Source organism: Paramagnetospirillum magnetotacticum MS-1 (assembly GCF_000829825.1).
In the GTDB taxonomy this organism is placed as follows: Bacteria; Pseudomonadota; Alphaproteobacteria; order Rhodospirillales; family Magnetospirillaceae; genus Phaeospirillum; species Phaeospirillum magnetotacticum.
Map to the genome: position 1 here is coordinate 1,187,040 of NZ_JXSL01000030.1, position 24,889 is coordinate 1,211,928.

The window sequence follows — 24,889 nt, forward strand, 5'->3', positions numbered from 1 at the left end:
GCCACGGACCAGCTTTGCGGGCAAGTCCGCAGAGCCTGGAATTACTGCAAAGCTGCGTTGCCCGAACCGGTCCATGGTGCCATGCTTACAGGCGTCGATCACACCGGACGGATATCCATGACCGCGGTTTCCAGCCAGCTTAGCCTTCCCACCCTGTCGGTGGTCATTCCCTGTTACAACGAAGGGGACAATATCGCCCTGCTGTTCGGCCGGCTTCTGCCCGTGCTGAACGGGCTGGACGTGTCCTTCGAGGTGATCTGCATCAATGACGGGTCCAAGGACGACACGCTTGGCCGCCTGCTGGATGTGCAAAAAGGCGAGCCGTGCCTTCGGGTCATCGACCTGTCACGCAATTTCGGCAAGGAAAAGGCGCTGTCGGCCGGGCTGTTCCACAGCCGGGGCCAAGCGGTGGTACCCATGGATGCCGATCTGCAGCACCCGCCCGAGGCCATCGCCGACATGATCGCCAAGTGGCGCGAAGGTTTCGAGGTGGTCTTCGCCCGGCGCGACGCCCGTACGGGGCAGACCCTGTCGGAAAAGCTGTTCGCCAGGGCCTTTTACTGGGTGTTCGACCATCTGTCCGACGTGCATTTGCCGCGCGAAGTGGGCGATTTCCGTCTGATGGACCGCAAGGTGGTCGATACCATCAACCAGATGCCCGAACGTTCGCGCTTCATGAAGGGCATCTTCGCCTGGGTGGGTTACCGCCATGCCGAGATCGTCTATCGCCAGGGCGAGCGGGCGGCGGGGACCACCAAGTTCAATTCCTGGAAACTCCTGCGCTTCGCCTTCGACGGCCTGACCTCGTTTTCCAACTTTCCCCTGCGGGTCTGGAGCTGGGTCGGGGCTACGGTTTCGTCGCTGGCCTTCCTTTACATCGTCTTCCGTCTGATCCGCACCATGATCTGGGGCATCGACGTGCCCGGCTACGAATCGACCCTGATGTCGGTCCTGTTTCTGGGCGGCATCCAATTGCTGACGCTGGGCATCATCGGCGACTATCTCGGCCGGGTCTTCGACGAGGTCAAGGGCCGCCCGCTGTTCATCATCCGCCAGCTTTACGAGCCGGACGGGAAGGGCTGATCGTCCCTAGCCCTCAGATGGCGGAGTGGTTCTCGGCGAAGGGCCGGTAGCGCAGATCCTTGCCGATGATGTGGCGCATCAGCCATTTGGACAGGAAGTCCAGGGTTTCCGAGGCGGTCACCGAGGCGGGATCGGCAAGGTGGCGGCTGCGCATCTCCATCACTTCCTTGACCATGGAGCGGTGCACCGCCTGGTGCTCCTCCAGGTCGGGAAAGGCGCAGGCGGCCAGCAGCTTTTCTTCCTCGGCGAAGTGATAGCGGGTGTAATCCAGCAGATCGGCCAGAACGCTGTCCACTGCGGCGGAGGCATCGCCGCTCATGGCGTCAAAGACCTGATTGATCAGATCGACCAGCTTCTTGTGATGCTCGTCCATGCGCGCGATTCCGACGCTCAAGTTTTCCGTCCACTGCAGATAGGCCATGCCGAGATCCCCTGTTTGACTTCGGTCAAGCCTAGCATGAATCAGGTCTTTACCGGAACCCATAGGCATCCATGGCCAGGATGCCGGAATCCACGTCGTGGTGCAGCCGCCGGGCCTCGCCGTGGGCGGCGGCGCCGAGCGCGGTGAAGAGGGGCAGGAGATGCTCCTCGGTCGGGTGGTTGTGTTCCGCATGGGGCGCGCGGGCGCGGTAGTCCAAAAGTGCCGCCACATCGCCCCGCTCCGCCGTTTCGGCCAGCCAGGAGGTGAACTCCGCCACTTCGGGTTCGACGGCCTCGGCCACTTTGCGGCGGAAATAATCCCCCAGGTTATGGGTGGCGGCACCCGAACCGATCACCAGGATTCCGTCCGCCACCAGCGGGGCCAGCCTGCGCCCCAGAAAATAGTGATGCGCCGCGCCAGCCTGGGGCTGCACCGACAGGGGCACCACCGGCACATCGGCCTCGGGCCATATCAGGCTCATCACCGACCAGATGGAATGGTCGATGCCCGCGCCGGGATCGCGGCGGCAGGTGGCGCCCAGGCGGTCGGCTGCCCAGGCCGCCACATCGGGTGCGCCGGGCGGCGCATAATCCAACTGGTAAAGCTCGGGCGGGAAACCGTAGATGTCGTTGATCTTGTCAGGCCAGGCGGCGAAGCCCAGCACCGGATCGGCCGTCTGCCAGTGGGCCGATACGCAGATCACGGCGCGCGGACGGGGCATGGTCCGCCCCAAATCCATCAGGAACCGCCGGGTCGGCGTATCCTCCAGCACCATCATGGGTGAGCCGTGGGACAGGAACAGAGTGGTGAAGTCCATGATCTCTCCTTTGGATGGGGGAAAGAATACGCTTTCCGGCGCGGCCGCAACAATGCAGGATGATCGCAACACATTGTTGTCTGTGAGGTATCGATGAATCCGCGTTTCGATACGATCATCGCCTTCGTCCGGGTGGCGGAGACCGGCAGCTTCTCCGAAGCGGCGCGGCGTTTGAACCTGTCGAAATCCATGATCAGCCGTCAGGTCTCGGCGCTGGAGGCCGATCTGGGGGTCCGCCTTTTGCACCGGACCACGCGGTCGCTGTCGCCCACCGAGGCCGGGCGCGCCTATCTCGAGCGCTGCCAGCGCATCCTGGCCGATCTGGACGAGGCCAATCTTCTGGTCAGCCACCTGCAGGCGGTGCCGCGCGGGCGGCTGCGGGTCAGCGCGCCGCTGTCCTTCGGCATCGGCCATCTGGCGGAAAGCCTGCCCGGCTTTCTGGCGCGCTATCCCGAGATCGAACTGGAGATGGGCTTCACCGACCGGCATGTGGATCTGGTGGAAGAGGGATGGGATCTGGCGGTGCGCATCGGGCGGCTGGCGGATTCCTCCCTGATCGTTCGCCGCCTGGCGCCCATCCGGCGGCTGGCGGCGGCGTCGCCCGACTATGTGGCGCGGCGCGGCACCCCCGTTCATCCCAGCGAGTTGTCAGGTCATGACTGCCTGACCCATGGTGGCCGGGTTCATTCGGAATGGCGCTTCACCGGTGAGGACGGCAAGCCGATTCAGGTGGAGGTGAAGGGGCGCTTCGATTCCGATAACGGCGATGTGCTGCGCGATATGGCCATGGCCGGGTTGGGCATCGTGCTGCTGCCCAGTTTTTTTCTCGGAGACGGCATCCGGGCCGGTCGTCTGGTGCCCTTGCTGGAGAAATACGTTCCGCTGGATTCCTCCCTCAACGTGGTTTACCCCCACGGACGCCACCTGTCGCCCAAGGTCCGCGCCTTCGTGGACCATCTGGCGGCCACGTTCGGTCCGGAACCCTATTGGGACCGGGGACTGACCGAGCAGGCCGTCCGGTGAGTGGGGGGCGGGGGCATGAAGGAGACGACCCGGAGGTTCTCGCCCGCGCGGGGGTGCGCCGCCGCCAGAACGGACAGGGGCGGAAACGGAGCCTTGATCCCGTCGAGAACTTCCAACAACGTCGCCCAATCGGTAAGGTCTAGTGGCATTGCCGCATCCTAGGAACTCGTTCGAAGGTCCCAAAGGGCCCTCAATTACAGGTTATTCCTTTCAACGGATGGCATCTGTGAATCCTTGCACACAACGCAGACATGTTCTCTCCATGGTGTCCGTGATCGTCCTCGGCCTCTTGGCCGCTTGCTCGGCGACGCCTCCCGCCGAGCAGACCATCCGCGATCACTATTTCTATGGCGGTCTGGCGGCGTTCCACGAGGACATGCATGCCGAGGCGGCCCGTCAATGGCAACGCGCCGCCGAATTGGGCGATGGCGAGGCGGCCCGTAATCTGGGCCATCTCTACCGCCAGGGATTGGGCGTCGAAGCCGACGGTCATATCGCCGCCGCCTGGTATCAGGTGGCCGCCGATGCGGGGGTGATCAGCGCCGACTACAATCTGGGCATGCTCTATATGAGGGGCGGCCCCGGCCTGCCTCCCGACCCCGATGAAGGGCTGAAGCGGCTGGGCAAGGCGGCCCAGGCGGGCTTCCCGCCTGCCAAGGCGGAACTGGAGCGTCTGGCCGCCGCGCCGGCTCCGCCCGTCGCCACCCCCGCGCCCACCGTGGCCGAGACCGCTCCTGCGCCCCCGCCCGCACCTGCGCCTCCCGCCGTTTCGGAACCCTCGCCCCTGCGCATGCAGATCGGTTCCTACCGCACCCGGGCCGCCGCCGAACAGGAGTGGAAACGGCTTCGCCTGAAAGGGCTGACACCCGAGATCATCGCCAACCGGGTGGAAGGCAAGGGTCTGTGGTACCGGCTGGTGGCGGTGGGACCGGCCCAGGCGGTGGAGGCCTTCTGCGCCTCGGCCCAGGCCAAGGGCATGTCGTGCTGGTCCCGGACCCGCTGAGGCCATTCGATTTTTAAGGTCTTGCAAAGCTTGACTTCCGGGCAAGGAAAAGCCCACTCTTTGGCATCTTTCCGAAGGGGAGCCCCGATCGAGGGGCTGAGAGGCCGGTCATCAGAGCCGGCGACCCTTGGAACCTGATCCGGGTCATTCCGGCGAAGGGATCGGAACCAATCGGTGCTTCCGCCTTTCCTTCGTCCGGACCCTGCCCGCCGCTTGAGCGAGGAAGCACGACCATGTCCGAGACCACCCTGAAGATCACCACCGGTCCCCTGCCGGGATCGCGCAAGATTTACGTCGAGGGCTCGCGCCCCGATGTGCGGGTGGCCATGCGCGAAATCGATCTGACGCCGGGTTCGGGCGAGGCGCCGGTGCGGGTCTATGACTGTTCCGGCCCCTATACCGACCCTTCCATGCAAGTCGACATCACCAAGGGCGTGCCGCGCCTGCGCGAGCAGTGGATCTTGGAGCGTGGCGACGTGGAACATTACGATGGCCGCGCCCACAAGCCCGAGGATGACGGCTTAAAGCCGGGCGAGGTGATCGGCGTTCCGGTGTTCGACCGCGCCGCGCAGGGCTTGCGCCCCTTGCGCGCCAAGCCGGGCAAGGCGCCGACCCAGCTGGCCTATGCCCGCGCCGGGATCATTACGCCCGAAATGGAATACGTGGCCATCCGCGAGAACATGAAGCGGGCCGAACTGCATGCCGCCATCGTCCGCGACGGCGAGGATTTCGGCGCCGACATTCCCGACGAGGTGACGCCCGAATTCGTGCGCGCCGAGATCGCGCGCGGCCGGGCCGTGCTGCCCGCCAACGTCAATCACCCCGAAGCCGAGCCCATGATCATCGGGCGCAACTTCCTCACCAAGATCAACGCCAATATCGGCAATTCCGCCGTGGCCTCCTCGGTGGATGAGGAGGTGGAGAAGATGGTGTGGGCCACCCGCTGGGGCGCCGACACGGTCATGGATCTGTCCACCGGGCGGCACATCCACGCCACGCGCGAATGGATCATCCGCAACAGCCCCGTTCCCATCGGCACCGTGCCCATCTATCAGGCGCTGGAGAAGGTGGACGGCAAGGCCGAGGACCTGACCTGGGAAATCTTCCGCGATACCTTGATCGAACAGGCCGAGCAGGGCGTGGACTATTTCACCATCCATGCGGGCGTGCTGCTGCGTTATATCCCGCTGACCGCCAAGCGGACCACCGGCATCGTGTCGCGCGGCGGTTCGATCATGGCCAAGTGGTGTCTGGCGCACCACAAGGAGAATTTCCTCTATACCCATTTCGAGGACATCTGCGAGCTGCTGAAGGCCTATGACGTGGGCTTCAGCTTGGGCGACGGATTGCGTCCCGGCTCCATCGCCGACGCCAACGACGCCGCCCAGTTCGGCGAGTTGGAGACCCTGGGCGAGTTGACCCACAAGGCCTGGGCCCATGACTGCCAGGTGATCATCGAAGGCCCCGGTCATGTGCCCATGCACAAGATCAAGAAGAACGTCGAGAAGCAGATCGAGCTGTGCGGCGAAGCCCCCTTCTACACGCTCGGGCCGCTGGTCACCGACATCGCGCCGGGCTACGACCACATCACCAGCGCCATCGGCGCCGCCATGATCGGCTGGTTCGGCACCGCGATGCTGTGCTATGTGACGCCCAAGGAGCATCTGGGGCTGCCCGACAAGCAGGACGTGCGTGAAGGCGTGGTCACCTACAAGCTGGCCGCCCATGCCGCCGATCTGGCCAAGGGCCATCCCGGCGCCCAGGTCCGCGACAACGCCCTGTCGCGTGCCCGCTTCGAATTCCGCTGGAAGGATCAGTTCAACCTGTCGCTGGACCCGGAAAAGGCCCTGGCCTTCCACGACCAGCACCTGCCCGCGGAAGGGGCGAAGCTCGCCCATTTCTGCTCCATGTGCGGGCCGAAATTCTGCTCCATGAAGATCAGCCAGGAGGTGCGCGACTTCGCCGCCGCCGAACAGGGCATGGCCGAGATGAGCGAGAAGTTCGTCCATGACGGCGCCGAGATCTATCACACCGAACCCGTCCAGGCACAGCAGCAGGCCAAGCCAGCGGCGGAGTGATCCGGGACGGAGCGGCGGTGAATTCGCCCGCCGCTCCGGTCTCGCCCCTTGTGCCCCGCCACCGCCATGGCGGCGCTTGTCCCGGCCACCGGCTGGGCGCGGTCTGACCATCCTCGGAAGCGATGAGTTCGGTGGATGCCCGGATCAAGTCTACGGCTGTCCGATTTAATTTGAGGCGGCAGACGTGGAGTCATGAGACACGGATATCACGGATGCGGTGCATCGCACCGCTCACGGATTAATACGGAAACGTTCTTGTTTCCGGCCATTTCCCCGACCTTGGCCCCAGGATGACCATATGGGATTTTGATAATCCGTGATCATTCGTGGCCGCGAAGCGGCATCCGTGTCCATCCGTGTTCCATGACCAGATGAAACCCGCATTGGCTTTGCCATTCGGGGCTCTCATGGAATTTTAAACAGGACAGCCGTGGATCAGGTCCGGTCATGACGGCATACGGGAACGTTCTCGTGGTCTCCTTGGTGTCTCAACGGGTCGGCCCGACATCCGAGAATAGTCTCGGCTGCCAATAGCGGCCAAGGCCCCCCCCCTCCTCGATCGCTTGAAGCACACCCGGTCCCGGGGATGGCGTTTAGCGGCGCCTTGAAGTGAAAATGGTCGGAATATCCATTTTTACAAAATTAGAATAATCAAAAACTATGCAGTTGTACGGATTACACTCTCGCCCCTTAAGGTTAATACTGAAGTCCTAGGTTTCATTTGGCGCGCATATGCAATTCGGCAGGCGCGCCCGCTTGGGGGTCGATCATGTTCAATCTCAACGTCTCTGGACGAATTTATGCCGGGTTCGGCTTGATCGTCGCGCTGCTGCTGGTGCTCGCCGGGCAGTCCATCCTTACCCTGGGGACATCGAAGCACCAGATCGACAAATATGCCGGAGTTTCTGACAACGCCCAGCGGGTGCTGAGCCTGAAGGGCGATTTCGCCAATATCCGCCGCAATGTCATCATCTTCACCGACAGTGCCGATCCCAAGGCGCTGGAGCAGATCCGCAAGATTCAGCCCCGCATCGCCAAGGTCCTTCCCGAGGCTGTCGCCGCCACCACCGACCCTACCCGTAAGGCCAACCTGACCAAGATGCAGGATCTGTTCACCGCCTATATGGCCGGATTCGACAAGGTTGCCGAGTTGCGCAAGACCAAGATGGAGCTGGTCGAAAAGCGTATGAACGTGTTGGGTGTTGGTGCCCGCAAGGCGATTTCGTCCATCATGGAGACGGCCAAGGCCGACGGTGACTTCGAGGCTTCCGCCCAGGCGGGCGACGCCATGGAAAACCTGATGCTGGCCCGCCTCAATGCCGTCAAGTTTCTCGCCGATCCCTCGGACGACTTCACCAAGGAAACAGAAAACAATATCAAGCAATTCGTCGCCGAGTCCGAGGCCCTGACCAAGCGTCTGCGCAATCCCGAGCGCAAGCGCCTGGCGCTCGAGGCCGAGGGCAATGCCAAAGCCTATGCCGATGCCTTCGCCCAGGTCGCCGCCGCGACCCATGCCCTCGACAAGCTGGTCTTCAAGGATATGGCCGCCCAGGCCGCCCAGTTCGCCGATCTGGCTGACCAGACCGTCCACTCCCAGGATCAGGCCATGGACCAGCAAAAGACCGATACGGAAGCCGGAATGGAGCGCAGCAGCGCCGCGACCTGGACCGGTGCCATCGTCGCTCTGGGCCTGGCCGTTCTGCTGTCCTGGCTGATCGCGCGCTCCATCGTCACGCCGCTTTCGGCCATGACCGGGGCTATGACCGAACTGTCCAAGGGCAACAAGACCGTGGACATTCCGGCGCGCGACCGCACCGACGAGATCGGCGCAATGGCAAAGGCCATGGAGATCTTCAAGGAAAACACCCTGAAGATGGACAAGCTGCAGGCCGAGCAGGAAGCCCAGAAGCTTCGTGCCGAGGCCGACCGCAAGGCGGCGCTGCACCATATGGCCGACACTTTCGAGGAAAGCGTCGGCAAGGTGGTCCAGACCGTCACCTCGGCGGCCACCGAATTGCAGGGCGCGTCCAGCCAGATGGCCAGCACCGCGCACGAGACCAGCGCCCAGGCCACCACCGTCGCCTCGGCGGCGACCCAGGCCTCGGCCAATGTGGAGACCGTGGCCGCCGCCACCGAGGAACTGGCCGCCTCCATTTCCGAGATCGCCAAGCAGGTGGAACGCTCGCAGGTGGTGGCCAACCGCGCCGAGGAGGAGGCCGAAAACACCACCAATCAAGTGCGCGCCCTGTCCGAGAATGTGGGCCGCATCGGGGAGGTGGTGGTGCTGATCAATGACATCGCCGCCCAGACCAATCTTCTGGCCTTGAACGCCACCATCGAGGCGGCGCGGGCCGGTGATGCGGGCAAGGGCTTCGCCGTGGTGGCCAACGAGGTCAAGAATCTCGCCAACCAGACCGCCAAGGCCACCGATGAAATCGCCAGCCAGATCAAGGCGGTGCAGGAAGGCACCGGCAATGCGGTGAAGGCCATCGACACCATCTCCAAGGTCATCTCGGAAATGGGCGAGATCAGCGCCTCGGTCGCCTCCGCTGTGCAGGAACAGACCGCCGCCACCGGCGAAATCGCCCGCAATGTGGAACAGGCCGCCGCAGGCACCGCCGAGGTTTCCAGCAACATCAATTCGGTGGAGCAGGCGGCCCGCGAAACCGGCCATGCCGCCGAGCAGATCAGCGAATCGGCCACCGACCTGTCTCGCCAAGCGGAATATCTGCGCGCCGAGGTCAGCCGTTTCCTCCATCAGGTGCGTGCCGACAAGAACGATATGAAGATCCTGGTATGGGACAACGCTTTGAACACCGGCGAGTCGTCCATCGACCGGCATCACCGTGAAATGTTCGATCAGGTCAACCGCTATTACGGCGAGATGATGAGCGGCAATGGCGATGTCGCCGTCCAGGGCATCCTATCGCTGGTTCCCACCACCTTCGTTCCCCATTTCAAGGAGGAGGAGGATCTGATGTCCCGCCGTGGCTATCCCGGCATCGACGAACATCGCGGACGTCACCGCGAATTCCTCGACGCCTTCGAGAGTCACAAGCGGGCGGTGGAAGCCGGAAAAGATGGGGCGAGCGGAGCGTTGTTCCAGTTCGCCGCCACTTGGCTGAAGGATCATATCCACTACGAGGACGGCAAGATCGCGGCCTTCCTGAAGGACAAGAAGAGCGTCGCCTGACGCTGACGGGGCGGAAGGCCGGTCCCTTCCGCCCCCTGGCCTTGCGATCTTCCCCGCATAGTCACGTTCGAACACCACCATGTGAAAAGGCGCCGATGAAACCGGCGCCTTTTCACATTGACCTGCCTGCCTCGCTTTGACGGGCCCTCGCGGGTCATCAGGGGGGGATGCGCCACAAACTTCATCGCAATAGGTCATACACAATTACAAATTGAATGGCTCCCTATGACATTAGATCAATGAGTCTAGTGCATGATACTTGGTATAATCATATGCGTTACTAAGTATAAGTACTACCAAATCATTGGTGGCTCATATGCCGGAAAGGAGCCTCATCATGCTCGCTTTAGGCGTCTCAACGAGAATTTATGTGGGATTCGGGCTGGTTCTGCTGCTGCTTGTGGCGTTGGCCGGGTTGTCGATCAGCACGTTGGGCAGTTCCGGCGCGCGCATGGAGAGTTATGCCGATGTTTCCGATAACGCCCAGCGGGTGCTTCGGATCAATGGCGGCTTTTCCGAAATCCGTCGCAATGTGGTGATCTTTGCCGAAATGGGCGATCACAAGGCCCTGGAAGCGGTAAAGGCGGCGGAGACCCGTCTGCGCAAGGATCTGTCCGAAGCGGCTGCCCACACGACCCATCCGGGCCGCAAGGCGTCCCTTGCCCAGATGCAGACGTTGTTCGATGCCTATATGAGCGGCTTCAACAAGGTCGCCGCCCTACGCGATTCCAAGGAAGATTTGGTCGAGAAACGCCTGAATGTGGCCGGTGTCTCGGCTCGCAGGGAATTGAGCGAAGTGGTGCAGGGCGCCATGGCGGATGGCGATTTCGAAGCCGCCGCCCTGGCCGGAATCGCCGAGGAAGCCCTGATGCTGACCCGGATCAACGCCCTGAAATTCCTGGCCGAGCCTAACGAGAACCTGGCCCAGCAAGCTCTGGCCAATGCCGCGAAATTCGTCGAGGAGGCCGAGGCGCTGGTCAAGCGCCTGCGGAGCCCCGAGCGCAAGCGTTTGGCCGCCGATGCGGAGAAAGGCGCCAAGGAATATCGCGACGCCTTCGTCTCGGTCGTGGCGGTAAGCCAGGATCTGGCCAAACTGGTCTTCAAGGACATGGCGGGCATCGCCGCTCAATTCGCCGATCTCGCCGCCCAGACCGTCCATTCCCAGGACGAGACCATGGATCAACAGAAGGCGGAAACCGAGGCTGGCATGGCGCGCAGCAATACCGCAACCTGGAGCGGTTCCGCGGTCGCCCTGGTCCTGGGGGTGATCCTGTCCTGGCTGATCGCGCGCTCCATCGTCGGGCCGCTCTCGGGCATGACGCTTGCCATGACCGAGTTGTCAAAGGGCAACAAATCCATCGAAATTCCGGCGCGCGAGCGCCAGGACGAGATCGGCGCCATGGCCGCCGCCATGGAGATTTTTTTGCAAAACACCCTGAAGATGGACCGGATGCAGGCCGAGCAGGAGGCGCAGAAGGTCAAGGCCGACGCCGAGCGCAAGGCGGCCTTGCGCCTGATGGCGGACACCTTCGAATCCAGCGTCGGCAAGGTGGTGCAGACCGTGACCTCGGCGGCGACCCAGCTGCAGGGCGCGTCGAGTCAGATGGCGGGCACCGCCCATGAAACCGCCGCCCAGGCGACCACCGTGGCTTCCGCCGCGCAACAGGCCTCGGCCAATGTGGAAACCGTGGCCGCCGCCACCGAGGAATTGTCGTCCTCCATCTCCGAGATCGCCCGTCAGGTGGAGCGCTCGCGCGAGGTTTCCACCCGGGCGGAGCAGGAGGCGCAGTTCACCACCGATCAGGTCCGCACCCTGTCCGAAAATGTCGGCCGGATCGGCGACGTGCTGGGCCTGATCACCGATATTGCGTCCCAGACTAATTTGCTGGCCTTGAACGCCACCATCGAGGCGGCGCGGGCCGGTGAAGCGGGCAAGGGCTTCGCCGTGGTGGCCAACGAGGTCAAGAACCTCGCCAACCAGACCGCCAAGGCCACCGACGAGATCGCCCAGCAGATCAAGGCGGTGCAGGAAGGCACCAGCAATGCGGTGAACGCCATCAGCGCCATCACCAAGGTGATCACCGAAATGGGTGAGATCAGCGCCTCGGTCGCCTCCGCCGTCCAGGAGCAGACCTCGGCCACCAGCGAGATCGCCCGCAATGTGGAACAGGCGGCGGCCGGAACTTCGGAAGTATCCAGCAATATCGTGTCCGTGGAACAGGCCGCCCGCGAAACCGGCGGCGCCGCAGAGCAGATCCACGAATCCGCCGATGACTTGTCCCGGCAGGCGGAATATCTGCGGGCCGAGGTCGGGCGTTTCCTGTCCGAGGTGCGCGACGATAAGGCTGTCGCCTGATGTCAAGCGGGGCGGAGGAATGATCCTCCGCCCCGTTGCTTTCTAATCCACCCGGCCGGACTTGATGACCTCGGCGAACCATTTGTAGCTGTCCTTGGGCGTGCGCTTCAGGGTGTCGTAATCGACGCGCACCAGGCCGAAACGCTTGGACAGGCCATAGGCCCATTCGAAATTGTCCAACAGCGACCAGGCCAGATAGCCCTTGACGTTGCAGCCGTCCTTGACGGCGCGGGCCACCTCGGAGACGTGGTCTTTCAGGAAGGCGACGCGCTCGGCATCGTGAACTTGGCCGTCAGGCGCAACCACGTCGTCATAGGCGGCGCCGTTCTCGGCGATGAACACCGCCGGATTGCCGTAAAGCTCCTTGAACTCGCGCAGCAGATCGTAAAGCCCGTCGGGCTGCACCGGCCAGGCCATGGCCGTCCAGCGGTCGCAATGGGCGTCGCCCCAGAAGACGTCGAAGGGGTGGCCTTCCTCGTGCTTCATGGTCATGCGGGAATAGTAATTGATGCCCAGCATGTCGATGGGGAACTTGATGGTCTCCAGATCGCCGGGCTTGACGATATGCTTCATCTTCTCGGCCAGCACATCGGGAATGGCGCCCCTCATGACGCCGTCCAGCGGCACCCGGTTCCACACCGCGTCCCAGCGGATGGCCGCCGCCCGGTTCTTGGGGTCGTCATCTTCGGAGCGGCAGGGCTGCAGGTTGATCACCGTGCCTAGCACCGCGTCGGAATGCTCGGCCCGAATGGCGCGCAGCGCGGTGCCCTGGGCCAGGTTCTGGTGGTGCAGCGCCTTGAGGATGCCGTCCTCGCCCAGTTTATAGCCGGGCGCGTGCTCGCCGATGCCGTAGCCGATGATGGCCACCACATTGGGCTCGTTCAGCATGTACCAGTCCTTGACCCGGTCGCCCAACCGCTTGGTGGCGATGCGGGCGTATTCGGCGAAGGGGCCGACGATGTCGCGGCCCTGCCAGCCGCCCTTGTCCTCCAAGGGCTGGGGAAGGTCCCAGTGGTAGAGACAGGCCATGGGCTTGATGCCAGCCTCGAGGATCTTGTCCACCAGCCGGTCATAGAAATCCAGGCCCTTGGGATTGATCGCCCCGGTGCCTGCCGGAATGATGCGCGGCCAGGCCAGCGAAAAGCGGTAGGCGTTGAATCCCGCCGCCTTCATCAGGGCGATGTCTTCGGGGTAGCGGTGGTAATGATCGCAGGCCACCTTGGCGCTGGATCCGTCCATGATCTTGCCGTCGGCGGTGAACTTGTCCCAGATGGTCATGCCGCGCCCGTCGGTGTCATAGGCGCCTTCGATCTGGTAGGCGGCGGTCGACGCCCCCCAGAAGAAATCCTTGGGGAACTGGCGGCCGCCCTTGGGGGCGGCATCGGCTGCTTTGGCGATGGTCATGGCGGCGGCTCCGGCTAGGATTTGGCGGCGGGAAAGTTTCATGATCAGGCGGTGGGACGTTGGTGAAAGCCCGGCGAAGGATGTTCCGACGAAGCTTCGGTCTCCACCCTGGTGACCAGGGCGGCGGGCGGGCCCTTGTGGCAGGCCTCGACCATGTCACGGACCAGATGCGAGGGGCCGTGGAACAGAGCCTCGACGCGGCCATCCACCAGATTGCGCACCCAGCCCGACAGCTTGCGGCTCGTGGCCTGCTCGACGGTCCAGCCGCGGAACCAGACACCCTGGACCCGGCCTTCGATCAGGACACGAATGCTGGTTTCACCTGTCATGGACGACACTCCATGGGAATATTTAACCACGGTTGCAGGAGGGCCGGAAGGGGGGATGCTTGACCGGGCTCAATGTGGCGGGTGGCGCAAAGCTGCTTTTTATGAACCCTTCGCCCAAGGAGCCTCGCCATGAATGTGATCACCCCCGCCCTGGATGCCCAGATTGAAATGCTGAGCCTGCTGGAAAACGCCGTTGCCGCCCATGCCAATGTGGTACAGGTGCGGATCGAAGGGGATGGGGCGGTGATCGAGACCCTGGCCACGGGTACGGTGGTCGATGCCCACCGGCTCTCGCTGTCGGCCTGCGCCGAACTGCTGCCCGCCGCCTTCCGCCTGTGCGATGAATCCGACGACTATCACTACGGTTCGTCGCGCTCGGCGCGCATGACCGGTCTGAAGGCACCGCTGCCCAAGGGCCTTGCCATGGTGTTCATGCATTTCTTTCCCGCCCGCGACGGACATCGCCATCTGGTGGCGCGCCTCACCTATGACAGCGACACCTGCTGCGGCACCTGCGGCGGCTAGAACTTGTCTGGACCAAGCTGGATCAACACCATTCCATCGTCATCCCGGCCTTGAGCCGGGACCCAGGAGTCACAAGCGTTGACGCTAGATGTGGCTCCCCCTGGATCCCGGCTCAAGGCCGGGATGACGAGGCAAAGTGTTTCAGCCTAAGTCGGACAGACTCCAGAATTTTCTCTCAATCGCCCCAGCCATCGTCTCTGCCCCAGGTGTCGCCGCCGCCGCCCAGGCGGGCGCGCAAGGTTGCGGCATCCTCGCAATCCTTCACGAAAGCCAGGATGGCCGAACGGGCGCATTCGGCCGGGTCGCGGCCCAATTGCCGCGCCACCTGATAGAGGCGGGACGCCAGATCGAGATCGAGGTCGATGCGCATTGGGAGGGACTCCGTTCCAAACCTCTTGATTCTTGCATCAAGGGAGGCGAAAACCCAGCCCCATGAGCATACTCTCCGACGCCATCGCGCTGCGGCGCACTTTCGCCATCATCTCCCACCCCGACGCCGGCAAGACCACGCTGACGGAGAAGCTGCTGATGTTCGGCGGCGCTATCCAGATGGCGGGTGCCGTGCGCGCCAGGGGTGAGCAGCGTCGCACCCGTTCGGACTGGATGGCCATCGAGAAGGAGCGCGGCATCTCGGTCAGCGCCTCGGTGATGAGCTTCGAATATGGCGGCCTGTCCTTCAACCTGCTGGACACGCCTGGCCACGAGGACTTTTCCGAAGATACCTACCGCACGCTCACCGCCGTTGATTCGGCCGTCATGGTTCTGGACGCCGCCAAGGGCATCGAGACCCAGACCTTGAAGCTGTTCGAGGTCTGCCGGTTGCGCGACGTGCCCATCATCACCTTCGTCAACAAGGTGGACCGCGAGGGCCGCGAGACCTTCGACCTGCTGCACGAAGTGGAAAAGACCCTGGCGCTGGACGTTTCGCCCGTGACCTGGCCCATCGGCATGGGCCGGGACTTAAAGGGCGTCTACGATCTGGTCAATGACCGCGTCATCATGTTCGATCCCGGCCGGGGCGATCATATCGCCGAGATCAGCGTCGACGCCTCGCTGGACAGCCCCAAGCTGGACGAAGCGGTGGGCAAGGCCGCCGCCGACCGTCTGCGTGAAGAGGTGGAGCTGGTCCGTGGCGGCTATCCCGAATTCGACCTGGAAAGCTTTCTGGCCGGTCACCTGACGCCGGTGTTCTTTGGCAGCGCCTTGAAGACCTTCGGCGTGGCGGAATTGCTGAAAGGCATCGGCCGTCTGGCGCCGCCGCCCATCTCGCGCAAGGCCGACACCCGCACCGTCGAACCCGAGGAGACCAAGGTCAGCGGCTTCGTCTTCAAGGTCCAGGCCAATATGGACCCCAACCACCGTGACCGCATCGCCTTCTTCCGCATCTGTTCGGGCCGCTTCAAGCGCGGCATGAAGCTGAAACATGTGCGTTCGGGCAAGGTGATGGCCCTGGTCAATCCGGTGTTCTTTCTGGCCCGCGACCGCGAACTGGCGGAAGAGGCCTTCCCCGGCGACATCATGGGCATTCCCAATCACGGCCAGTTGCGCATCGGCGACACGCTGTCTGAATCCGAGGACATGAACTTCCTCGGCATTCCCACCTTCGCGCCGGAAGTGCTGCGCCGGGTGCGGCTCGACGATCCCATGAAGGCCAAGCAGTTGAAGAAGGCCCTGGAAGATCTGGCCGAGGAAGGCGTCTCCCAGGTGTTCAAGCCGCTCGACGGTTCCACCTGGATCGTCGGCGTGGTGGGCCCGTTGCAGTTCGACGTGCTGACCACCCGCATCGAGTCCGAATACAACATCAAGGCCGGATTTGAAGACGGCGGCTTCGTCACCGCCCGCTGGGTGGCCGCCGAGACCGAGGCCGAGATGAAGCGCTTCATGGATGGCAACAAGTCCAACATGGCCGAGGACCGCGACGGCGCCATGGTCTATCTGGCGCGTAATTCCTGGCAGTTGAACCGCGCCCAGCAGGATTTCGAGAAGATCCGCTTCACCGCCACGCGCGAGCAGCACTGAACGACGTCCGGAAGCGCGCCTTCGTGGTTCAACAGCCATTTACGCCTCTTCGAACCGGCGCAACGTGGTCAAGCCTACTTCATCACCCGCGAGAATCCTTCCGCCACCGGCAGATAGGAACGGCGCTTGCCCTTGGCCTCGCGCACCGCGCTGCCCGCATAGATCTGCTTGGCAGCCTCGACCATGACGACGCCGCCGAAGGTCTCGAACCAGCGCTGGCCGATCTGCTCCACCGCCGGGGCGGAACGCAGCAGCATCCGGGATGTGGTGGGCGGCAGGAACAGGGCCGAGGCCTTGTTGACGGGGGTGAACATGTTGTCGCGCAGCAGGCGGTTCAACTGCCCCATTGTGTAAGGCCTGCCATTGCCGAAGGGGGTGCGTTCCAGCCGGGCCCAGATGCCTCTTCGGTTGGGCGCCACCACCACCAGACGCCCGCCATCGGCTAGCACCCGCCAGGCTTCGCGCATCATGGCGCGTACCTGTTCGGTGGATTCCAGGGCATGGACCAGCAGCATGCGGTCGATGGAGCGGTCAGGCAGCGGCAGGTCGGTCTCGTCCACCAAGGTGGTGAGGCCGGGGCCTTCCGATGGCCAGGGCAGCACGCCCTGGCTGGCGGGCATGGCGGCGATCACCCGTTCGGCCTCGGCCAGGAAGATGCGCAGATAAGGGGTGGCGAAGCCCAGGCCCAGAACCCGCTGGCCGGTGACATCGGGCCACAGGGCGCGCAACTGCCGGCGGATCAGCCGCTGGGCCGTCTGGCCCAGGCTGCCGCTGTAGAAGTCGCGCAGATCGACCACATCGGTCCACATGGCGGGATAGGACAAGTCTCCGTTCATGGCTCGAGGATAGGCGTTTTGGGCGGTTGGTGCTACAACCGGAGCAACAGAAAAAGGGCGAGACGGCAATGGCCAAGATTATCGTCGAGCAGATTCCGGTGCTGTCGGACAATTACGTCTATCTGGCCCATGAGCCGCTGGGCGGCGTCACGGCGGCCATTGATCCGGCGGTGTCCGAGCCGGTGCTGGAACGTCTGGCCGCGCGGGGCTGGACGCTCACCCATATCCTCAACACCCATCATCACGGCGACCACACCGGGGCCAATCTCGATCTGGCGCGGCGCACGGGTTGCGCGGTGGTGGGGGCTGCGCGCGATTCCGGGCGAATTCCCGGCATCACTTTGGAGGTCTCCGACGGTGAGACCTTCATGCTGGGACATGCCGCCGTCACGGTGCTGGACGTTCCCGGTCACACATCGGGGCATGTGGCCTATTGGTTCGCCGACAGCCATGTGCTGTTTTGTGGCGATACCCTGTTCTCGTTGGGCTGCGGGCGTCTGTTCGAGGGTTCGGCCGAGGAGATGTGGGCCAGCTTGAAGAAGCTGCGCGACCTGCCGTCCGACACCATGGCCTATCCCGCCCATGAATACACCGCCGCCAATGGCCGCTTCGCCAAATTGGTGGAGCGCGACAATCAGGCGCTGAAAGCCCGGCTGGACGAGGTGGAACGTCTGCGGGCGGGCAACCGCCCCACCGTGCCGGTCCGTCTGGCCGAGGAGCGTGCCGTCAACCCCTTCCTGCGCGCCGACACGGCCAGTGTGGCCCGCGCCGTGGGGATGGAACCGGGCGCCGACCCCGCCCAGGTTTTCGCGGAACTCCGGCGGCGCAAGGACGTGTTCTGATGCCAAATCCCGATGAGCCGGACTCATCGGGATTTGGTTAGGCCCAAGGGGCCGCGCCGCTTATGCGGCGGGAGCCAAGCCGCCACGGCGGCGCCCGGCGATTGAGGGCGATCCCGATGATCGGTTGCGATCATCGGTAACGGGTAAGACGCCTCGTCCTACTTTTCCGGCCCGGCGAAGATGGTGGGCGTGCGCACCTGACGGCTGGACCCGTCGAGGACGAAGGTTACCGGCATGCTCTTGGATGCCGCCTTGGCCGCCGGAACCGTGACATAGAGCCGGAACGTGCCCACTGAATCGCGGGGCACGCGCAATTCGGCGGTGGCCGCGCCGCTTTCTCCGCCCACCACGTCGATGACCGCGCCCTCGGCGCCTTCCAGGCGCAGACCGAAGCTGCGGTCTTCGGCCTTCATGTTCAGCACCTTGTAGACATAGCCGTTGCGGATGGAGCCGTCCGACATCTGCACGAAGAGCGGTGCGCGCTCGTGCAGAACGTTGACGTCCACATCGGGCCGCGTGGTCAGGCGGAACAGCATCACCGAGGCGGCCAGGGCCATGATGCCGCCATAGATCAGGGTGCGCGGCCGGATGATGCGCAGGCTGGTGGGGGCGCCGCATTTGCGGGCCTCGATATTGTGGCTGGAATCGTAGCGGATCAGGCCGCGGGGCAGGCCGTAGCGGTCCATCACCTGATTGCAGGCATCGATGCACAGCGCGCAGCCGATACAGGCCAGTTGGTTGCCCCGACGGATATCGATGCCAGTGGGGCAGGCCTGGACGCAGGACCGGCAATCGACGCAATGGCCGCGTCCTTCGAAGCTTTGCCCCTTGCGGGCCGCGCCGCCGGGTTCGCCTCGCCATGCTTCGTAGGTGACGATCAGGGAATGCTCGTCGAACATGGCCGACTGAAAGCGCGAATAGGGGCAGAGATAGACGCAGACCCGTTCGCGTGCATAGCCCGCCAGCAAGAAGCAGAAGCCGCCCAGGATGGCGATGAACACATAGGTGGGCGGACTGGCCTCAAGGGTGAAGATATCCTTCAACTGCTGAAAGGCGTCGCCAAACCACAGGGTGAAGCCGATGCCGCAGGCCGCCGAGATGACCAGCCAGATCAGGTTGACCGCCGCCTTGCGGGCCAGCTTTTCGACCGAGAAGGGCTGGCGCTCGAAGGCGATGCGCTGGCTGCGGTCGCCGATCACCAGGCGTTCCACCGTCACGAACAGGTCGGTATAGACCGTCTGCCAGCAGATGAAGCCGCACCACACGCGCCCGGCCACCGCGCTCATCAGAAACAGCAAGATGGCCGAGAGCAGCAGAATACCGGTCAGGTAGTAGATTTCCTGCGGCCAGATCTCCAGGAACAGGAAATAGGCCCGCCGGCCGGGCATGTCGATGAGGATGGCCTGATCGGGCGCCCCCGGTCCCCGGTCCCAGCGCAAGAACGGTCCCAGATGCCACCAGGCCAGGGTGATCACCATGGCCCACCATTTCCACGAGCGGAACGTGCCGCTCACCGCGCGGGGCTGGGCCTTGCCGGTCTCCATGTAGACCGGCACCTCGCCTTTGTGCAGCGGCAAGGCCGGTACGGCGGGCTTGGTGTCCATGGCTTCGGTCTCCGGGAATTTATATTAGGCGGACACTATATTAAATGCCCGCCGCGATGTCTTGTGACTAAGTCACCAAAGGGCGGAGATAGCTGGCATTGGTGGGGGGGTCGGTAGCTGAACCACAAAATATGGTTTGCTCCCGGACTCGGCTTTTGACAGAATCCCTCGTTCTCGGGGGATAGAGGGTTCATGGACGTTCAACGACTCGCCAAAGTGCTGGCGCTCGCCGCTTCGGACAACGATTCCGAGGCGCTGCACGCGCTACGCACAGCCGGGCGCCTGCTGGAAGGCGCCGGGCTGGACTTCGTCGCCCTGGCCTCCCGGCTGGCCGAAAGCGGGCCGGTGGTCAGTTCCACCCGGCTGGAGGATCTGGAGGACACCGTCTTCGATCTTCGCAACGAAATCCGTCATCTGCGGTCCGAAAACGAGAAGCTGCGCCAGACCGGCCCCGGCGCGGCGGGAGGGCTGGCAAATGCCGCCCAGGACGTGGCGCAAACCATTCGCCTGAAAGCCGAGCTTGACGATCTGCGCGAGACACTGGGCGCCGAGAAGCGCCGCGCCGATGCCGCCCAGGCGGCCGAACAGGCCCTGCACGCCGATCTGACCCAGGCTTTCGAGATGGTCGAGCATTTGACCACCCAGTTCGAAAACCTGAAGGGCCGCGCCGACCGGCTGGAGGCCGAGAATCGCCGCCTCAGTCTGGTGGCCGCCGCCTTGAAGGGTGAACTGGACGAGCGTCTGGCCGACCGCAACCATCCCCTGCCACCGGTGGCAGCGCCTCCGGCCCCGGCGCCAGTGCTGCGCGCCGACCCGGCCCCCCGCCGCACCAGCGCTCCGCCGCCGCCCACTGTTGGCACAAGGCGGAGCAAGGCCGGACTTCCGGTCAACCAGTACGCCCTGTTCTAGATCCAGCCCAGCAAGCGCCACCACAAAAAGTCCAGCGGCAGCAGGACAAGGATGGTGATGCCCGCCAGCCACAGGCACAGCGTCTGGGCGGGGCCCAAACGCTCGCCGCCCAACTGCATGGCCACCACCATGGGGGCCGACTGGTAGGGCATGATGGGGTTGGAAAAGCCCAGGACCTGACTCATCAGCACCGCTTCCACCGACATTCCCGAGGCCTCGGCCATCTGACCGGCCATGGGGGTCAGCACCGCCGGAGCGCCGGGCAGGGTGGTCAGCAGGCTGACCAGGGTGGACAGCACCGACAAGGAGGCGAAATTGGTGGCCGCATGGCCGGGCGACAGCGGCAGCACATCCAGAACCGCATGGGCCAGCCTTGCGCCCAGTCCCGACTGGTCCACGATGGCGCCCAATCCCATGATGGCGGCCACATAGAACATGGAGCCGTAATTGATCTGCTCGTTGAAGGCCTTGCGGTCCACCAGCCCGATGCCGGGCAGCAGCAGCAGGGCGCCCGCCGCCATGCTGATCCAGGCCGGGCTGACATGGTGGAGGAAATCGGTGGCCCACAGCACCAGGGCGCAGGCCAGCAGCAGGGCGAGCTGCCCCTCCTGGCGCTTCATGGGGCCGAGGGGACGGGTGGCGGCTTCCGGCTGGGGGGTGTCGGGCCACAGCCAGACGATCAGCGGAATCATGATGGCGGTCTTGAGAAAGCCCAGGATGGGGAAATGCAGCAGGAAATACTCGCCGTAATGGGGCGTGTAGTGCCATAGCGTCTCGGCCGCGCCCACCAGCACCAGATTGGGCAGATTGGCGGGCAGGATGGAGAAGGTGGGGACGTGGCAGCCGAAGGCGGCGGCCAGCACCACCCCGATCCGGCCGTTGGTGCCCGGCGCGAAGCCATAGCGCTCGGCCAATCCCACGGCGATGGGCATCAGCATGATGGCGCGGCCCATTGAGGACGGCATCAGGAAACCCAGGGCCAGACCGACCAGGGTCACTCCGCTGATCACCCCCCAATAGCTGGAGCCGAAGGCGTGGCTGAGGCGTGCCCCCAGTCGCTCGCCCAACCCGGTGGAGCGGAACGCGATGCCCATGATCAGCCCGCCGAAGATCAGCCACAGGGCCGCCGAGGAGAAGCCACCGAACACGGTGCCCGCCGGCGCCGCCTTCAACAGCATGGCCGTGGTGAAGAAGAACACGGCGGTCATGGGCTCGGGGATCACCGCCGTGGCCCATAATCCGATGAAGGCCACCGCCAGCCCTAAGACGCGCCCTTCCGTCCCCGGCAGGGGGTCGATAACGACGATGGCGGCGCCGATGATCAAGGCCGCCCAGGCCAGGGCGCGGGGCAGCGGCATACGGAACAGGGACAGGCTCATCACGCCACCTCGTGTTTCATGTTACGTGATACATTATTCGTATTTGCCCCCAGAGTCCAGTTGGTGCATCATCGGAATTAGAGATGGGAGGGCGGGTGTGAAGCTGCAAAAGACCAATCTGGCGGATCAGGCCTATACGGCGCTGCACGAGATGCTGCTGGCGGGCAAGCACTTCATGCCCGGCGACAAGATCAGCGTCGAGGATCTGGCGCGGCAGCTTGGCGTCAGCCGCTCGCCGGTGTGGAACGCCATCGCCCGGCTGGAGGCCGACGGCATCGTCGAGGTCTGGCCGCGCCATGGCGTGTTCTTCGTGGGCTTCGACAAGGCGCGGCTGATGGACATCTTGCAGACCCGCGAGGTGCTGGAAGGTGCCGCCGCCCGTCTGGCCGCCGAGAAGATTTCGCCCGAAGAGGTGCAGGATCTGCGCGCCTCCATCGCCGCCCAGCGCGCCGCGGTGGCGGGCAATGCCCGCGAGGCCTATGCCGCCGAGGTGGCCCGCTTTCACAAGATGATGGCCGAGGCCTCGGGCAATAAGGTGATGGTCGAGATCATCGAACGGCTGTGGGCGCGCACCACCGCCATGTGCATCCGCCCCGATCTTCGCCCTGCTCTGATGGACGAGCGGGTGGACGAGCACGCCCGCATGGTCGAGGCGGTGGCCCGGGGCGACGGTGATACCGCCGAACGCGAAATCCGCGCCCATATCCGCCGCATCGCCCAAAGCCTGACGGGGGCGTAAGGGGCGTGGGCGGAGCCCACAACACAAATGACCTAGCTGGTCGGCGTGCCGTCGCGGCGCGCCAGGACTTCATCCAGACAGGCGGCATCGCCCATGGAGGTGCCGCCTGGAGTCCGCACCGCGTAATGGGACACGGTCATGCGGCCGTCCTCGTCATACAGAAACAGGTCCAGGGTGCAGACCTTGACCCGGTACTGCCAGATCTCGGCGGGCGGATCGCGGCGCACGAAGGCGGGCTTGCCCAGGGCGCGCTCCGCATTGGCGGCGCTCAGGCCCTTCAGCGCCGAGGGCGCCATGGTGCCAGGGGCGGGAGGGGCCATCAGGGCCGTCTGCTCGTCCTTGCCCCGGCTGGACGGGCCAGTCGCCACGCCGCCGCTGGTGGCCGAGTTCCCCGCCCCATTGCAGGCGGCCAGCAGGAGCAGGAGTGAAGCCGAGGCGAGGCGCTTGATCATTGGGTCCTCAGGGACTGGAAGATGTGGACCATGAAGGAGGTGGCCACCACCGGGGCGGTGAGGTTCAGCAGCGGAATCTGAAACACGAGATTGATCACCGCGCCGCACAGCCACAGCCGCCCGAGATTGTTGCGGAACGTCAGGCGCATGGCTTCGGGCTCCATCCTGCGCGCCGCCACCACCTCGAAATATTCCCGGCCCAGCAGATAGCCGTTGACCGCATAGTTGAGAATGATGCCGAAGCCCAGGAACAGGAGCGCCAGATAGAACGGTGCCGCCAAAGCGGTGATCAGCACCATGACCAGCAGGAAGCGGAGCGACCCTTTCAGGATCTCGGCCCAGCCCATGGAACGCGCCGGTCCCAGTTGGGGATAGTGCCGGGCCTCGACCACATCGGCCACGTCGTCCAACCAGAAGCTCATGACGAAGGTGGCCAGGGCCGAGAAGAACAAGATGGGCAGCGCGATGGAGGTGACGCCCAGAATCACGCTTGTGCTGATATCGGCCAACTGGTTGTCGAACCAGTGGATCTGGCGCAGCAGCGCCGCGGCGCCCAGCGCCAGCCCGCCCCAGCAGGCCAGGGCCGCCGCGATGCCGATCAGCAGAATGCGGCGCAGGCCCGGATCGCTCAGTTGGGCGAAGGCCCTGAACAGGGCTTTGGGGATGGTCATGGGGCTCCATGGAGCATGTGGGGAAACCACGGATTCAAGCATGCTCCGCGCCATTCGCCAAGGCCAAAGGCGGTTTTTGTTGTTTATGGCGGCTTCCTGGCTATACTGCGCCGCAAAATGCCTCCGGATTAGGCGCAGGACGCACGCCGGGGCGCTGACTTTCCTTGCGAGAAGGCTCGTATTCGACCATGGCGGACAAGACCATCCACGTCGCCGGTATCGGCAACGCGATCGTTGATGTGCTGGTGCATGCCGATGACCTGCTGCTGCATCGTCTCGGTCTCACCAAGGGCGTGATGACCTTGATCGATGCCGAGCAGGCCGAGTCCATCTATGCCCAGCTTCCTCCCGGCATCGAATGCTCGGGCGGTTCGGCGGCCAACACCATCGCCGGGATCGCCGCTCTGGGCGGCCGCGCCGCCTATGTGGGCAAGGTCAAGAGCGACCAGTTGGGCCAGGTCTTCCGCCATGACATCCGCAATATGGGCGTCCATTTCGAGACCGAAGCCGATGATGGCGGCCCGTCCACGGCGCGCTGTTTCGTCCTGGTCACTCCCGATGCCCAACGCACCATGCTCACCTATCTGGGCGCCTGCGTGGAACTGGGGCCCGACGACGTGGATATCGGCCTGATCACCGGGGCCGAAATCACCTATCTCGAAGGCTATCTCTACGATCCGCCCGAGGCCAAGCGCGCCTTCCTCAAGGCCGCCACCGTGGCCCATGGCGCCGGACGTCTGGTTTCGCTGTCGCTGTCCGACCCCTTCTGCGTCGACCGTCACCGCGACGCCTTCCTGGATCTGGTCGCCGGTCATGTGGACATTCTGTTCGCCAACGAGTCCGAGCTGTGCTCGCTGTACAAGACCGAGTCCTTCGATGAAGCGGTGCGGGCCGTGCGCGGTCATTGCCGCGTCGCCGCCGTGACGCGGGGCGACAAGGGTTCGGTGGTGGTGACCGAGGACGAGACCCAGGTGGTCGCCGCCGACGAAATCGAACAACTGGTGGACACCACCGGGGCTGGCGATCTTTATGCTGCCGGTTTCCTGTTCGGCTTTACCCAGGGGCGTGATCTCGCCACCTGTGCCATGCTGGGCGGCATTGCCGCTGGCGAAGTCATCTCCCATTACGGCGCCCGGCCCGAGCGATCGCTCAAGGATCTGGTCCGCGCCAAACTGGGTCCCCATATCCTCGAAAATCTCCGGTAAG

At 64.2% G+C, this 24,889-nt stretch carries 22 protein-coding genes and 1 riboswitch; of the genes, 12 read left to right on the top strand and 10 right to left on the bottom strand.

Annotation, left to right across the window (positions count from 1 at the left end; genetic code table 11):
- Window positions 1–117 precede the first annotated feature (117 nt).
- Complete coding sequence (locus tag CCC_RS18150) at window positions 118–1,083, top strand: glycosyltransferase family 2 protein (RefSeq protein WP_009870924.1); 966 nt, start codon at window positions 118–120, stop codon at window positions 1,081–1,083.
- A 13-nt stretch (window positions 1,084–1,096) separates the two neighbouring features.
- Here the strand turns inward: CCC_RS18150 and CCC_RS18155 are convergent, their stop codons facing one another.
- Entirely contained in the window at window positions 1,097–1,504 is a 408-nt protein-coding gene (locus CCC_RS18155) for a bacteriohemerythrin (RefSeq protein ID WP_009870923.1), read from the bottom strand.
- A 49-nt stretch (window positions 1,505–1,553) separates the two neighbouring features.
- A complete protein-coding gene (locus CCC_RS18160) occupies window positions 1,554–2,321 on the bottom strand; it encodes a DODA-type extradiol aromatic ring-opening family dioxygenase (protein ID WP_009870922.1) in 768 nt (255 codons plus the stop codon).
- 93 nt (window positions 2,322–2,414) lie between these two features.
- Here CCC_RS18160 and CCC_RS18165 point away from each other — a divergent pair, with 93 nt between their 5' ends.
- From CCC_RS18165 to CCC_RS18185, 5 genes are all read left to right on the top strand, one after another.
- Window positions 2,415–3,344, top strand: coding sequence for a LysR family transcriptional regulator (locus CCC_RS18165; RefSeq protein ID WP_009870921.1), 930 nt, complete (start codon window positions 2,415–2,417; stop codon window positions 3,342–3,344).
- Between the two features lie 262 nt (window positions 3,345–3,606).
- The gene (locus CCC_RS18170) at window positions 3,607–4,347 is read left to right on the top strand and encodes an SPOR domain-containing protein (protein ID WP_009870920.1); all 741 of its coding nucleotides are present in this window, start codon (window positions 3,607–3,609) and stop codon (window positions 4,345–4,347) included.
- A gap of 65 nt (window positions 4,348–4,412) precedes the next feature.
- Window positions 4,413–4,525, top strand: a riboswitch (TPP riboswitch).
- A gap of 55 nt (window positions 4,526–4,580) precedes the next feature.
- Window positions 4,581–6,425 (top strand): phosphomethylpyrimidine synthase ThiC, encoded by a 1,845-nt coding sequence (gene thiC / locus CCC_RS18175; protein WP_009870919.1) that lies wholly within the window; start codon window positions 4,581–4,583, stop codon window positions 6,423–6,425.
- Window positions 6,426–7,194: 769 nt separating this feature from the next.
- Entirely contained in the window at window positions 7,195–9,618 is a 2,424-nt protein-coding gene (locus CCC_RS18180; protein ID WP_009870918.1) for a bacteriohemerythrin, read from the top strand.
- A 337-nt stretch (window positions 9,619–9,955) separates the two neighbouring features.
- Entirely contained in the window at window positions 9,956–11,974 is a 2,019-nt protein-coding gene (locus tag CCC_RS18185) for a methyl-accepting chemotaxis protein (protein ID WP_082036667.1), read from the top strand.
- Window positions 11,975–12,016: 42 nt separating this feature from the next.
- On the opposite strand, the gene CCC_RS18190 is transcribed toward CCC_RS18185, so the two are convergent.
- On the bottom strand, window positions 12,017–13,378 hold the full coding sequence (locus CCC_RS18190) for a GH1 family beta-glucosidase (protein WP_009870916.1): 1,362 nt from the start codon (window positions 13,376–13,378) through the stop codon (window positions 12,017–12,019).
- A gap of 44 nt (window positions 13,379–13,422) precedes the next feature.
- Window positions 13,423–13,707 (bottom strand): acylphosphatase, encoded by a 285-nt coding sequence (locus CCC_RS18195; RefSeq protein WP_041042267.1) that lies wholly within the window; start codon window positions 13,705–13,707, stop codon window positions 13,423–13,425.
- Between the two features lie 129 nt (window positions 13,708–13,836).
- On the opposite strand from CCC_RS18195, the gene CCC_RS18200 reads away from it, so the two are divergent.
- Window positions 13,837–14,232 (top strand): hypothetical protein, encoded by a 396-nt coding sequence (locus CCC_RS18200; protein WP_009870914.1) that lies wholly within the window; start codon window positions 13,837–13,839, stop codon window positions 14,230–14,232.
- A gap of 175 nt (window positions 14,233–14,407) precedes the next feature.
- Here the strand turns inward: CCC_RS18200 and CCC_RS18205 are convergent, their stop codons facing one another.
- Window positions 14,408–14,602 carry a hypothetical protein gene (locus tag CCC_RS18205; RefSeq protein WP_009870913.1) on the bottom strand — a complete coding sequence of 65 codons (195 nt, stop codon included), beginning with the start codon at window positions 14,600–14,602 and terminating at the stop codon, window positions 14,408–14,410.
- A 62-nt stretch (window positions 14,603–14,664) separates the two neighbouring features.
- Between CCC_RS18205 and CCC_RS18210 the strand changes: the two genes are divergently transcribed.
- On the top strand, window positions 14,665–16,251 hold the full coding sequence (locus CCC_RS18210; protein ID WP_009870912.1) for a peptide chain release factor 3: 1,587 nt from the start codon (window positions 14,665–14,667) through the stop codon (window positions 16,249–16,251).
- Between the two features lie 74 nt (window positions 16,252–16,325).
- On the opposite strand, the gene CCC_RS18215 is transcribed toward CCC_RS18210, so the two are convergent.
- Window positions 16,326–17,060, bottom strand: coding sequence for a class I SAM-dependent methyltransferase (locus CCC_RS18215; RefSeq protein ID WP_041042617.1), 735 nt, complete (start codon window positions 17,058–17,060; stop codon window positions 16,326–16,328).
- A gap of 95 nt (window positions 17,061–17,155) precedes the next feature.
- On the opposite strand from CCC_RS18215, the gene gloB reads away from it, so the two are divergent.
- Window positions 17,156–17,929, top strand: a complete 774-nt coding sequence (gloB, locus tag CCC_RS18220; RefSeq protein WP_009870910.1) for a hydroxyacylglutathione hydrolase — start codon at window positions 17,156–17,158, stop codon at window positions 17,927–17,929.
- Window positions 17,930–18,087: 158 nt separating this feature from the next.
- Here the strand turns inward: gloB and ccoG are convergent, their stop codons facing one another.
- Entirely contained in the window at window positions 18,088–19,533 is a 1,446-nt protein-coding gene (gene ccoG, locus CCC_RS18225) for a cytochrome c oxidase accessory protein CcoG (RefSeq protein ID WP_009870909.1), read from the bottom strand.
- Window positions 19,534–19,725: 192 nt separating this feature from the next.
- Between ccoG and CCC_RS18230 the strand changes: the two genes are divergently transcribed.
- Entirely contained in the window at window positions 19,726–20,442 is a 717-nt protein-coding gene (locus tag CCC_RS18230; protein WP_009870908.1) for a hypothetical protein, read from the top strand.
- Here the strand turns inward: CCC_RS18230 and CCC_RS18235 are convergent.
- Entirely contained in the window at window positions 20,439–21,821 is a 1,383-nt protein-coding gene (locus CCC_RS18235; protein ID WP_041042269.1) for an SLC13 family permease, read from the bottom strand. The two genes, CCC_RS18230 and CCC_RS18235, sit on opposite strands and share 4 nt — an antisense overlap.
- Before the next feature lie 97 nt (window positions 21,822–21,918).
- Between CCC_RS18235 and CCC_RS18240 the strand changes: the two genes are divergently transcribed.
- On the top strand, window positions 21,919–22,560 hold the full coding sequence (locus tag CCC_RS18240) for a GntR family transcriptional regulator (protein ID WP_009870906.1): 642 nt from the start codon (window positions 21,919–21,921) through the stop codon (window positions 22,558–22,560).
- Window positions 22,561–22,592: 32 nt separating this feature from the next.
- Here CCC_RS18240 and CCC_RS22495 read toward each other — a convergent pair whose 3' ends face one another.
- Both CCC_RS22495 and CCC_RS18250 read right to left on the bottom strand, forming a co-directional pair.
- A complete protein-coding gene (locus CCC_RS22495; protein ID WP_009870905.1) occupies window positions 22,593–23,012 on the bottom strand; it encodes a hypothetical protein in 420 nt (139 codons plus the stop codon).
- Entirely contained in the window at window positions 23,009–23,683 is a 675-nt protein-coding gene (locus CCC_RS18250) for an EI24 domain-containing protein (protein ID WP_009870904.1), read from the bottom strand. The genes CCC_RS22495 and CCC_RS18250 overlap by 4 nt, the downstream gene beginning before the upstream one ends.
- Before the next feature lie 188 nt (window positions 23,684–23,871).
- Here CCC_RS18250 and CCC_RS18255 point away from each other — a divergent pair, with 188 nt between their 5' ends.
- The gene (locus tag CCC_RS18255; RefSeq protein WP_009870903.1) at window positions 23,872–24,888 is read left to right on the top strand and encodes an adenosine kinase; all 1,017 of its coding nucleotides are present in this window, start codon (window positions 23,872–23,874) and stop codon (window positions 24,886–24,888) included.
- Window position 24,889: the final 1 nt, after the last annotated feature.